The organism is Rhodococcus sp. P4_C10 (assembly GCF_056402135.1).
Genome location: NZ_JBFUHZ010000013.1, coordinates 58,858 through 70,741, shown reverse-complemented (window position 1 = coordinate 70,741; position 11,884 = coordinate 58,858). Strand labels below are relative to the sequence as shown.

Genomic DNA, 11,884 nt, shown 5'->3' with positions numbered 1-11,884 from the left:
CTGCGGGCGGTCGCCGTAGGAACGGTTCTCGCTGTTGCCGCGGTAGCCACCTTCGGTGCGCTGCGGGCGGTCGCCGTAGGAACGGTTCTCGCTGTTGCCGCGGTAGCCGCCTTCGGACCGCTGCGGGCGGTCACCGAAGCTGCGCTGTGGGCGATCGCCGCGGTAGCCGCCGCTGTCGTTGTTGCCGCGGTAGCCGCCGCCGTCACGACGGGGACGGTCACCGAACGAACGCTCACGGCGGTCGTTCTTGAAGGCGGGCTCGCGCACAGGCTCACCGCTCGGCGCCTTCGCGCCGGTGATGTTGGCCAGTTCCTCCGAACCCGGGGCGACGTTCACGGCGGTCGCGTCGACACCGGCCATGCCGGTGAGCTTGCGGACCAGGCGACGCTGGTTCGGCAGCACGATCGCGACGACGGTGCCCTTCTCGCCGGCGCGGGCGGTACGCCCGGCGCGGTGCAGGTAGTCCTTGTGGTCGGCCGGCGGGTCGACGTGCACGACCAGGTCGATGCCGTCGACGTGGATGCCGCGGGCGGCGACGTCGGTGGCGACCAGCACCGGGGTGCGGCCGGTCTTGAACCGGTCGAGGACCCGGGTGCGCTGGTTCTGGGCCTTGCCGCCGTGCAGCGACTCGGCGGGGATGCCCACCGCGCGCAGGCGGTCGGTGATGCCCTCGCAGCCCAGCTTGGTGCGGGCGAACATGATGGTGCGGCCCTCGCGGGCGCCGATCTCGGCGAGCACGACGTCCTTCTGGCCACGCTCGACCAGCAGCACGTAGTGCTCCATGGTGTCGACGCTGGCCTTGCCGTCCTCGGTGGAGTGCGTGACGTGGTCGGCCAGGAACTGGCGGACCAGCGACTGCACCTCGCGGTCGAGGGTGGCCGAGAACAGGAGGCGCTGACCGTCGGCGCGGGTCGCGTCGAGGATGGAGCGGACCTCGGGCAGGAAGCCCATGTCGGCCATCTGGTCGGCCTCGTCGAGGGCGGTGATCTCGACCTCGTCGAGGATGCAGGTGCCCTGCCGCAGGTGGTCGCCGAGGCGGCCCGGGGTGGCGACGAGGATGTCGACGCCGCGGCGCAGCTGCTCGACCTGCTTGGTGAACGGCATACCGCCGACGGCGGCGCGCACGTTCACGCCGACCGCGGAGGCGTACGGGTACAGCGAGTCGACGACCTGGATCGCGAGCTCACGGGTGGGGACCAGGACCAGGGCGCGGGGGCGCTTGGCGGCGGGGCGGTCTTCGTGCTGGGAGAGGCGGGCCAGCATCGGGAGGCCGAAGGCGAGGGTCTTGCCGGAGCCGGTCTGCGCGCGGCCGAGCACATTTCGGCCGGCGATGGCGTCCGGGACGGCCATGGCCTGAATGGGGGACGGCACGGTGATGCCGTTCTTGGCGAGCGCGGTGACGACCGCCGCGGGCAGGCCGATCTCGGCGAAGGTGACGGTGGCGGTCTCGTCGGCGGCAGCCTCGGGGGCTGCGACGGTGACGGCCTCGTCGGGGGTGGGAACTGCGGCCTCATCTTGGGCAGCAGAAGACATTTGGACAGCGTTGGTCACGCAGATACCTCTCCGGACATCGGGCGCGTCGCGGAGCGCGAGCTGTCATGCAGCACGCAAAGAGACGAGCCTGGCACGTCATGCCTGCCGAACCTGGCCAATATGGCGGGCTCGGAGTGAATGGCTAGTGCCTGAAAATTAGCGGATTCGATCGATTGTCGAATCGGGCCACGTGTGCGGCCGCTGTCCACTGTACGGCAGAAGAGGAAAAACTACACGTCAGAGGTGTTGTGACGTGGACTACTGCCGGCCGAAGGCGGCACTCACACGTCGAAAAGTCGGCTGAGTTCGGTAAGCCAGGGTGCTGCCACCGCGACGGTCGGCACCACGAGGATGGCCACGGAGGCGAGGTACGCGGCGATCGCGATCGAGGTGGCCGACTCGGTGTCGGACAGCCGTTGGATGCGGGTGAGGGTGTGCGGGCCGCCGGCGGCCATCGCGCCCACCGGGGTGCTGGACCCGGCGCACGCGACCAGGGCACGGGCCAGGGGAGTGGGTCCGGTGACCCGGACCGCGGAGTCGTCGGCGAGCATCTCCACCAGCAGTTGCACGCAGCCGAGCGCGGACTTGCTGCGTACCACGAGCGGGAAGGCCGTGTTGACCGCGGTGAAGGCCTCGAGGACCAGGTCGTGCCGCGCCCGCAGGTGCGAGCGCTCGTGCATCAGGATCGCCTTGACCTCGTCGCGGCTCAGGTTCGCCAGGGTGCCTTCGCTGAGCACCACCCGCTGCCGCAGCCCGGGCAGGCAGTAGGCGATTGGCTCGGCGGATTCGATCACCCGCAGGTTGGAGGTGCGACTGCGCTCGGGGTCGCGTCGGTCCAGCAGGTCCACCAGCATCCGGTGCCGCGCGCGCCGGCGTCGGGTGCGGACCGCCACCGAGGCGATCGAGAAGATCAGCCGGGCGCCGATGAACAGGGTGATCGCGAAGACCACCACGTACAGCAGCCACAACGGCATGCCGAGCGCGTCGATCTCCTCCAGCGGTGCGGTGGTCGGGCGGCCGTCGGGTCCGGGGACCAACAGCCGCGAGGCGATCGCCAGGCCCGAACTGAAGGCCGACAGCACGGCGGCCAGCGCGATCGCCTGCCAGAGCACCAGGGCGGCGCGGGGCGCCCGGTACGGCCAGGCGGCACGGGCGAGGACGGCGGGTACCGGACCGGCGAGGAGCAGGGCCGTCAGGGCAAACGCCAGCGCGGTGGTGGGGTTCATGACCTACCCATCATCGGACATGCGCGGTCAGCTGGCGCGGTCGGTCCCCGTTGGCACGCTCCTGAGTCCGCGCTTGGCGGCGTCCGAGGCCTCGAGTGCGGCGAGGGCCTCGCGCAGTGCCGCGGCCTCGTCGGCGTTGACCTGCCCGACGAAGTGCACCAGTGCGGCGGCGCGGCCCTGGGACTCGTCGGCCTGCTTGAGGGCGTCGACCATCAGGCTCGCGACCAGTTCGTCGCGGCCGTGCACGGGTGCGTACCGGTGGGCGCGGTCGTCGCGCTGCTGGGTCACCAGATGCTTCTTCGCGAGACGCTGCAGGACCGTCATCACCGTCGTGTACGCGAGTTCCCGCCGGGCGGCCAGGGCTTCGTGCACCTGCCGCACGGTCTGGGGTTCGGTACTGGACCACAGGTGGTCCATCACTGCTCGTTCGAGTTCACCAAGGCCTGCCATGGGACCAGTCTACGGACCGTCCGACGCAAATGCGTACTACTCGCAGTAGTAACTATTGCGGTGTAAAGGTGTTGAGGGCGCGGCACGTGTCGGCGCCGCATATTGTGCAGGTCACACCCGCCGAAGGGGGAAGATTGTGGACTGGCTGTGGCGCACGTCACTGATCTCCGGTCCGGTCCCGTGGATTCTCGCCGCGCTCGGCGTGGTCGGCGGCCTGTGGCTGCTGTTCGCGCCGACCGCCGACACACGGCGTTACCGCAGGCTCGCGGTCCCGATCACGGCCACCGTCGCCCTGGCGCTGACCCTGGTGGGCTGGGTGGTCGTGGAGCGGTGGTGGCGGCCGTTCCCGGACCCGATCGAGACCGAGATCTACGTCTGGATCGGGTTCGGGGCGTGGGCGCTGCTGCTGGCGGGGGTGCGAGTGGCCACGGACCGGCGGCTGCGGCGCTCGGCGGTCGCCGTCCTGGCCGCCGTCGCGGTGGTCGCGGTGTCCGCGGCCCAGGTGAACCTCGTCTTCGACGCCTACCCCACCGTGCGGGACGCGCTGGGCCTGCCCGACCCGAACCGGATCGCCCTCGCCGACGTGCCGCCGCCGACCCCCGACCCGGTGACCGGGACCCCGCTCGCGGCGGTGTGGCAGCCGCCCGCGGACCTGCCGTCCGGCGGCCGGGTCGTCACGGCGCCGATCCCGGGCACCGTCTCGGGTTTCGGGGCCCGGGACGCCGTCGTCTACCTGCCGCCCGCCTACTTCGCCGACCCTCGGCCCGTGCTGCCGGTGCTGGTCCTGCTCGCCGGGCAGCCGGGCTCGCCCCAGGACTGGCTGGCCGGCGGCAAGCTGGTGCAGACGATGAACACCTTCGCGGCCGCACACGGCGGCCTCGCCCCGGTGGTGGTGGTCGCCGACGCCACCGGATCGCAGTTCGGCAATCCGTTGTGCGTGGACTCGAGCCTCGGCAACGTCGCGACCTACCTGGCCCAGGACGTGCCCGACTGGGTGATCTCGCACCTGCAGGTGAACGCGGATCCGCGCGCCTGGGCGATCGGCGGCCTGTCCTACGGCGGCACCTGCGCGCTGCAGATGGCGACCAACCACCCGCAGCGCTACCCGACGTTCCTCGACCTGTCCGGGCAGGAGGAACCCACCCTCGGCGACCGTGACCGCACCCTTGCCGCCGCGTTCGGCGGCGACGCGGCGAAGTTCGCCGCGGTGAACCCGCTGGACCTGCTGGCCGCCCACCCGTACCCCGACTCCGCGGGCGTGTTCGTGGTCGGCGGCGACGACCGGGACTTCAAGCCCGGGCAGCGGAAGGTCTACGAGGCGGCACGGAAGGCAGGCATGGACGTGCGATATGTCGAGGTGCCCGGCGGGCACAGCTTTGCCGTCTGGTCGGCCGGGCTCGAGGGTCAGCTCGGCTGGCTCGCACAGCGGCTGGGTCTGACCTCGTGAGCGGACTCGACCGCGCGAGCGTCGCGGCGTCCGCCCCCGGCCGACAGGCCCGGCGGCTGGCGGACCTGGCCCGGTCGGGGGCGTCCGGTGCGCCGGTCAGCCTCGGGCTGCTGGTCGGCATCTGGGTGCTGGGGCTGGCCACGTCCAGCGTCGTGTCGGGGCCGTCGCAGTTCGTCGACCGGCACTTCGCCGCGGGAGTGGTCGCGCTGCAGGAGGGCCGGCTGTGGGTGACGCTGACCTCCGGGCTGTGGGCCGACGGCGTCGTCGGCTATGTGGCGACGACGGTGCTCGTGGTGCTGGTGGCCGCGCCGCTCGAGCACCGGATCGGCTCGCGGCGGTTCGCCGTCGCGGCCCTCTCCACCCAGGTGCTCGGCTCGGCGGTCGCCCTCGGGGTGGCGGTGCTGGTGCGGCAGGTCGACTGGGACTGGGGGCTGCGCCTGCACATCGGCGTCGCGGTCGGCCCGAGCACCTGGGTGGTCGGCGTCGTGCTGGTGGCCAGTTCGGCGATGAACACGCTCTGGCGTCGTCGTATCCGGGTGGGGCTGTTCGCGCTGCTGCTCACCCTCGCACTGTTCAGCGGGCACCTGCACGACCTGGTCCTGCTGGCGTCCGCGACGGTCGGGCTGCTGCTCGGCCCGGCGATCGTCGGCCGGTCCGCGCGCGGCGACCGACTGGCCGGCACAAGGCGCGAGGGCCGGGTGCTCGTCGCGCTGGTGGTCGCGGCCGCGGCGATCGGCCCGGCGCTGGCCGCGCTGTCGCCGCACGCGGTGGGGCCGTTGGCGGTGCTGCGCGAGCTCTTCCGGGGTGCGGACTGGTCGCCGGCGGAGGTCCGGGAACTGTGCGCGCAGTCGCGTGCCGCCGAGGACTGCCGACGGGGACTGCTCGCGCTGCGGCTCGGCGGCATCGGCCCGACGGTGCTGAGCCTGATGCCGACGCTGTTCGTGCTGGTGCTCGCGGACGGCCTGCGCCGCGGTCGGCGCTTCGCGTGGGGGGCGTCGGTGTTCGGTCAGGTCGCGCTGCTGGGGCTCTCGTTGGCCAACTTCGCGGTCCGCTTCCTCGGCCAGGACGGGACCCGGTCGCTGTACTACGGCCCGCACACGCCGAACCTGTACCGGACGCTGGCGCCGTTCCTGACCCCGCTGGCCGTGCTGGTGGTGCTGCTGGCCACCAAGCGCTTCTTCGACGTGTCCGCGCCGGCGGGCACCTACCGGCGCTGCGTGCGGGTGGTGCTGGCGACGGCCGTCGGGCTGGCCGCGGTGTACGTCGGTGTCGGGTACCTGGTGCGTGACGGGTTCGACCACGAACCGGCCGTGCTGGCGCTGCTCGCCGACTTTCCGCAGCGGCTGGTCCCCCCGGTGTACCTGCAGTGGCTCGACCCGGAGTTCCTGCCGGACAGCCGCGCCACGACCCTGCTCTTCGAGTGGACCGGGGTGGTGTTCTGGGTGGTGCTGTGCGTGGTGGTGCTGGCGACCTTCCTCGCCCCGGCCTACGGTGCCGCGACCGACGACACCGAGCGGGCGCGCCGGTTGCTGCGGGCGAGCGGGGGCAGCGCGCTGTCCTGGATGACCACCTGGCGGGGCAACCGGTACTGGTTCAGCCCCGACGGCGCCGGTTACGTCGCCTACCGGGTGATCGGCGGTGTGGCGCTGACCACCGGCGACCCCGTCGGACCCCGGGAGAGGTTGCGCGCCTACGTCACCGACTTCGCGGAGTTCGCCGCCGCCCAGGGTTGGACGCCGTGCTTCTACTCGGTGACCGGCGAACTGCGCGCGGTCACCGACTCGATGGGGTGGGGCGGGTTCCAGGTCGCGGAGGAGACGGTGCTGCGACTGGACGGCCTGGCCTTCACCGGCAAGCGGTTCCAGGACGTGCGCACCGCGCTCAACCGGGCGAAGAAGTCGGGGGTGCACGCCGAGTGGATCGAGTACCCGCACGCGCCGCTCTCGCTCACCGACCAGGTCAACGCGATCTCGGAGGAGTGGGTGGCGGACAAGGGCATGCCCGAGATGGGCTTCACCCTCGGCGGCGTCGAGCAGATCGACGACCCGCAGGTGCGCTGCCTGATCGCGGTCGACGCGGACCGCACCGTGCACGGCGTCACCTCGTGGATGCCGGTGTACCGCGACGGGCGCGTGGTCGGCTGGACGCTGGACTTCATGCGCAGGCGCGCCGAGGGCTTCCGGCCGGCGATGGAGTTCCTGATCGCCTCTGCGGCACTGCTGTTGGCGGAGGAGGGCGCGGAGTTCGTCAGCCTGTCGGGGGCGCCGCTGGCGAAGGTCGACGCCCCCGACGCCGACGACGTCGACGAGACCGGCGCCGCCGACGAGGCCGCCGAGGAGGAACGACGCGAGCGCGGGGCGCTCGGCGCGGTGATGGACCGGGTCCTCGACGTGCTCGGCCGGACCTTGGAACCGGTGTACGGGTTCCGGTCCCTGCTGGCCTTCAAGTCGAAGTTCCAGCCCGAGTACGTGCCGATGTACATGACCTTCCCCGACCCGGCGGCGCTGCCGAGCATCGGCAACGCGATCGGCCGGGCGTACCTGCCGGACGTCTCGTTGGGTCAGGGTTTCCGGTTGGTGCGCACCATGATCGGGCGCGGGTAGGACTGAACCGTCAGAAAGCAGGTGACCTCAGGCGGACGCGGAGGCCGCCGCCACGGTCGCCGCGGACCCGCCGACGGTGCCGTACACGTGCCGGGTCCCGATCGGCACGATCAGCGGCCGGTCCGCGACCGGGTCCTCGATCACCCGGGCCTCCAGGCCGAACACCTCGAGCAGCAGTTCCGGGGAGATCACCTCGCTCGGGGTACCCGCGGCGACGACCGCACCCTCCGACATGACGATCAGCCGGTCGCTGTAGCGGGCCGCGAGGTTCAGGTCGTGCAGCACCATCACCACGGTCCGGCCCATCTCCTCGTGCAGCCGGTCCACCAGGTCCAGCACCTCGATGGAGTGCGCCAGGTCCAGGTAGGTGGTCGGCTCGTCGAGCAGCAGGATGTCGGTGCCCTGCGCCAGCGACATGGAGATCCAGGCGCGCTGCCGCTGGCCGCCGGAGAGCTGGTCCACCGGCCGGTCCGCGAGCTCGGAGACGCCGGTCAGTGCCAACGCCCGCGCCACCTCGCCCTCGTCGTCGGAGGACCACTGTCGCAGCCACGACTGGTGCGGGTGCCGTCCGCGGGCCACCAGGTCGGCGACCGTCAGGCCCTCGGGGGCGACCGGGGCCTGCGGCAGCATGCCGAGGGTGCGGGCCACGTCCTTGGTCTTGAGACTCGAGATCGCCTTGCCGTCGAGCAGCACCTGCCCGGACTTGGGCTTGAGCAGCCGCCCCAGCGTGCGCAGCAGGGTCGACTTGCCGCAGCCGTTGGGCCCGATCACCGTGGTGACCACGCCGGTCGGGATCTCCAGGTCGAGTCCGTCGACGATGATCCGGTCGCCGTAGCCGACGGTCAGGTTCTCGGCGGCCAGGCGGGTGGGTGCCTGGGTGGCGGGCTCGGTCATACGGAGACCTTTCGGTTGGTGCGGACGAGCAGGTAGAGCAGGAACGGTCCGCCGAGCGCGGAGGTGACGATGCCGACGGGCAGCTCGACGGGCAGGATCGTGCGGGCGATGACGTCGCTGCCGACGACCAGGACCGCGCCCATGAGCCCGGACGCGAGGATCGGCGGCCCGGGGGTCCGCAGCACCCGCATCGCCAGCTGCGGCGCGGCCAGCGCGACGAAGCCGATCGGACCGACGGCGGCCGTCGCGATGGCGGCCAGCGCCACCGCCGCCAGCAGCAGCACCCCCTGACCGGCCTGTAGCCGGACGCCGAGGACCCGGGCGTTGTCGTCGCCCAGTCGCAGCGCGCCGAGGGTGAACGAGGAGAGGACGGCGACGGTGCCGACCACGGCGACGCCGATCGCGACCGGCCACACCTGTGCCCAGTCGCTGCCGTTGAGCGAGCCGTTGAGCCAGACCTGCGCCCGGGCCACGTCGTTGATGTCGGCGGAGATCAGCAGCCACTGGATCGCGGCGATCAGCGCGGCGTTGAAGCCGATGCCGATCAGCACCACACGGTAGCCCTGCACCCCGCCGCGCCAGGACAGCCCGTAGATCGCCAGCGCGGTCACGATGCCGCCGACGAGGGCGGCCAGCGGGATGCCCAGCACGGCGAGCGCACCCACGAAGGTGCCGCCGCCGCCGACCACGATCAGCGTGACGGCCGCCGCGCTGGCCCCGGCGGTGATCCCGAGCAGGTCCGGGCTGGCCAGCGGGTTGCGCAGGATGGACTGGGTGATGGCCCCGGAGATGCCCAGCGCGATGCCGGTGAGCAGCGCGGTCAGGGCCCGCGGCAGTCGCACGTCCATCACGATGAACCGTTCGATCCGGGTGCCGCCGCCGAAGAGGATGTCGGCGACGGTGGGGATCGGGATGCTGAACTCGCCGCGGCCGATGTTCACGCACAGCAGCAGGAACGCCAGCGCGAGCAGGCCGAGGGTGACGGCGGTCATCGCGGTGCGCCGGACCAGGGACAGCCGGCCGACCCGGAACGCCGGGCGGGAGGGCACGGTGGTCGGGACGGGCGCGGCCGGGGTCGCGTCGCCGGGGACGTCGATGTCGGTCAGGCTCACAGCGAGACCAGCTTCCTGCGCCGGACCAGCGCGACGAAGAACGGGGCACCCATCAGTGCGAGCACGATGCCCACCTGCAGTTCGCCGGGTCGCACCACGACGCGGCCGATGACGTCCGCGAGCAGGATCATGATCCCGCCGAGCAGCCCGGCGTACGGGACCAGCCAGCGGTAGTCGGGACCGGTGATCGAGCGGGCAACGTGCGGCACCACCAGGCCGACGAACGCGATCGGGCCGCACGCCGCGGTGGCGGCGCCGGTCAGCAGGGTGATCGCGAGGATGCCGACGGTGCGGCTGAGCAGGATGTTGGTGCCGAGGCCGCGGGCCACCTCGTCGCCGAGGCTGAGCACGTTCAGGCTCGGGGTGCTGGCGATCGCGATGACCACGCCGAGGACGAGGAACGGGAGCACCTGCCACAGCACCTCCGGCCCGCGTCCGGCGACCGATCCGACCACCCAGAAGCGGTAGCCGTCGAGGCTGGTCTGGTCGAGCAGGATCACCGTCTGCGTCATGGCGCCGAGGAACATCGCGACCGCGGCGCCGGCGAGCGCCAGGCTCAGCGGGCTGGACCGGCCGTTGCCGACCGAGGAGATGCCGAAAACCACCACACTCGCGGCGAGTGAACCGGCGAACGCGAACCACAGGTACTCGCTCGGACCGGCGAGGCCGAACAGGTAGATCGAGAGCACGACGAACAGCGCGGCGCCGGCGTTGAGCCCCAGCAGTCCGGCGTCGGCGAGGGGGTTGCGGGTGTGACCCTGGATCAGGGCTCCCGCGACGCCGAGGGCGATGCCGACGACCAGTCCGAGCGCGGTCCGCGGCACCCGGAGCGTTCGCACCACCAGGTCGGTGTCGGTTCCGGTGGGGGTGAAGAGGGCGTGGAAGATCTCGGCGAAGTCCATCGGACGGGCCCCGACGGCGATGCTCGCCAGGACGGCCGCGGCCAGCAGCATCGTCAGGGCCGCCAGCCCGACCAGTCGCCTGCGCCGGAGTGCCGCGAGCGAGGTGTCGACCGGCAGTGGGGTGAACCCCTCCGCGGCGGCGGTGCGCTCGCGGACGACCTCGACGCCGGTGCGGGGCAACAACGCCCGCCGGGTGCCCAGCGGTGCGCCGGTGACGGCGTCGCGGGTGAGCAGGCCGAGCCAGTCCTTGCCGAGGCTCTGGCCGGTGCGGCCCTCGCGCATGCCGCGGTTCCAGACGAGCAGGGCCAGGCTCGCGGTCAGCGCGACCGCACCGAACACCACCCGGTCCATCTGCCCGCCGCCGTTGGCGTCGCGCAGCGAGTCGACGACGACCCAGCCGATCAGCAGGGGGATCGCGACGATCGCGAGGTCGAGGGCGCCGGCCGCGAGCCGGCCGCGCAGCGGCGCGGGGCCCCGCGGGACGTCGAGCGCCCCGTAGGTCTCGGAGCGTGGCGCACGCGTGGTCGCCGCACGGGGTGCGGGGGTGAGGGTCACGGTCGGGGCTCCTGATCGGCGAGGCGCGAGGCTACGGAGATTAGGTTACGGAACCCTTGCCCCCGGGGGCACGCCGGTTCCGTTCTCCATTTACTGTTGTGGTTAGGCTAACCTACGTTCAATGTCCGGAGTGTCGACGACCGAGGAGTGTGCAGTGCTCGATATCGCAGTGACCGAGAACCCCACGACCGGAGGGTGGCTGGGTTCGCGCCCGGTGACCGCCCCGTCGTCGGAGTGTCCGGACTCTGCGCACGACGTCGGTGCCGCCCTCGCGCAGTCGTGCGCGCGGCTGCGGGGGATCTACCGCGACTACCCGCGGGTGTACGCGGTGGCGCTGATGGCCGAGCAGCCCCGCCGTCGCTGGTGGGCGCTGCGACAGGGGATCCGTGGGGACCGTCTCGACCGGATGGTCGACCGCGCGGCGGAGGACGTCGGCAACCGCGAGGCGGCCGGTGCCGCGGTGGCGACCGCGTTGATTCACGCGGTGGTGGGCCGGGTGGCCGCGCTGGTGATGCTCGAGGGGCGGGCCTGGGACACCGGCCTCGACAACCTGTCGCTGCACATGGACAGCGACGGCGCGGTCGACTGGGCCGGTGTGGCCGATCCGGTGCTGCGGGTGCTGCCCGGCGACCGCTGGGCCGGGACGCCGTCCGCGGTCACGCTCCCGTGCGAGGAGGCGCTGTTGGTGTGGACCGCGGGCCGCTGCCGTCTCGCGCGCGCGGCGGTCTTCGATGCACTGGACGAGGTGGTCCCGGTCGACCGCGCGCGCTGCTGGGCGCTGGTCGGGGAGGCCGTGCTCGGCGCCGCGACGCTGGTGCCGATCCTCGGCGGAGTGGGCGAGTCCGTGGCGATGCGCCGCGGGCAGGGGTTGCTCGACGCGTTCGAGGCGGCGGGTCTCCCGGTGCGGGCGCGGGCGGACCGGCAGGTCGTCCGTGGGCCCCGGGTGCCGGCCATGGCGAGCTGACCCTTGCAAATTAGGTAAGCCTCGCCTACAGTTCGATTCGAACACGATCAATCGGACCGCGCGGAAGTCCTGGGGCTGCAGTGACTCCCGGTCCATTCCACGGCTGGCCTCGCACCACCTCAGGTGCGGGGCCAGTCGGCATCTCACGGGGTGGGTCGTGTAGCACTGAGGGGGAGTGCGGTCGCCGAGAGTCGTGGC

At 72.3% G+C, this 11,884-nt stretch carries 9 protein-coding genes; 3 read left to right on the top strand and 6 right to left on the bottom strand.

Annotation, left to right across the window (positions count from 1 at the left end):
- From AC1DWC_RS11685 to AC1DWC_RS11675, 3 genes are all read right to left on the bottom strand, one after another.
- Positions 1-1,533 (bottom strand): DEAD/DEAH box helicase (locus AC1DWC_RS11685; RefSeq protein WP_477908194.1); only part of this gene is annotated, 1,533 nt, incomplete at its 3' end.
- 281 nt (positions 1,534-1,814) lie between these two features.
- Positions 1,815-2,759, bottom strand: coding sequence for a M56 family metallopeptidase (locus AC1DWC_RS11680; RefSeq protein WP_072845238.1), 945 nt, complete (start codon positions 2,757-2,759; stop codon positions 1,815-1,817).
- Between the two features lie 27 nt (positions 2,760-2,786).
- Positions 2,787-3,209 (bottom strand): BlaI/MecI/CopY family transcriptional regulator, encoded by a 423-nt coding sequence (locus tag AC1DWC_RS11675; RefSeq protein ID WP_477839435.1) that lies wholly within the window; start codon positions 3,207-3,209, stop codon positions 2,787-2,789.
- 136 nt (positions 3,210-3,345) lie between these two features.
- Between AC1DWC_RS11675 and AC1DWC_RS11670 the strand changes: the two genes are divergently transcribed.
- Positions 3,346-4,656, top strand: coding sequence for an alpha/beta hydrolase (locus tag AC1DWC_RS11670; RefSeq protein ID WP_477908191.1), 1,311 nt, complete (start codon positions 3,346-3,348; stop codon positions 4,654-4,656).
- Complete coding sequence (locus AC1DWC_RS11665; protein ID WP_477908189.1) at positions 4,653-7,259, top strand: phosphatidylglycerol lysyltransferase domain-containing protein; 2,607 nt, start codon at positions 4,653-4,655, stop codon at positions 7,257-7,259. The genes AC1DWC_RS11670 and AC1DWC_RS11665 overlap by 4 nt, the downstream gene beginning before the upstream one ends.
- A 27-nt stretch (positions 7,260-7,286) precedes the next feature.
- Here the strand turns inward: AC1DWC_RS11665 and AC1DWC_RS11660 are convergent, their stop codons facing one another.
- Genes AC1DWC_RS11660 through AC1DWC_RS11650 form a run of 3 tightly spaced genes read right to left on the bottom strand, consistent with a single transcriptional unit; the run spans position 7,287 to position 10,722 of the window.
- Positions 7,287-8,153 (bottom strand): ABC transporter ATP-binding protein, encoded by an 867-nt coding sequence (locus tag AC1DWC_RS11660; RefSeq protein WP_477908187.1) that lies wholly within the window; start codon positions 8,151-8,153, stop codon positions 7,287-7,289.
- Entirely contained in the window at positions 8,150-9,259 is a 1,110-nt protein-coding gene (locus AC1DWC_RS11655) for a FecCD family ABC transporter permease (protein WP_477908208.1), read from the bottom strand. Before AC1DWC_RS11655 ends, AC1DWC_RS11660 begins: the two co-directional genes overlap by 4 nt.
- Before the next feature lie 2 nt (positions 9,260-9,261).
- On the bottom strand, positions 9,262-10,722 hold the full coding sequence (locus AC1DWC_RS11650) for an iron chelate uptake ABC transporter family permease subunit (protein ID WP_477908185.1): 1,461 nt from the start codon (positions 10,720-10,722) through the stop codon (positions 9,262-9,264).
- Between the two features lie 214 nt (positions 10,723-10,936).
- Between AC1DWC_RS11650 and AC1DWC_RS11645 the strand changes: the two genes are divergently transcribed.
- Entirely contained in the window at positions 10,937-11,686 is a 750-nt protein-coding gene (locus AC1DWC_RS11645; RefSeq protein WP_477908206.1) for a hypothetical protein, read from the top strand.
- Positions 11,687-11,884: the final 198 nt, after the last annotated feature.

Bases quoted from the DNA above. Each gene is read 5' to 3' on its own strand.
- AC1DWC_RS11680 (WP_072845238.1), bottom strand. From the start codon at position 2,759: ATGAACCCCACCACCGCGCTGGCGTTTGCCCTGACGGCCCTGCTCCTC.
- AC1DWC_RS11660 (WP_477908187.1), bottom strand. From the start codon at position 8,153: ATGACCGAGCCCGCCACCCAGGCACCCACCCGCCTGGCCGCCGAGAAC.
- AC1DWC_RS11675 (WP_477839435.1), bottom strand. From the start codon at position 3,209: ATGGCAGGCCTTGGTGAACTCGAACGAGCAGTGATGGACCACCTGTGG.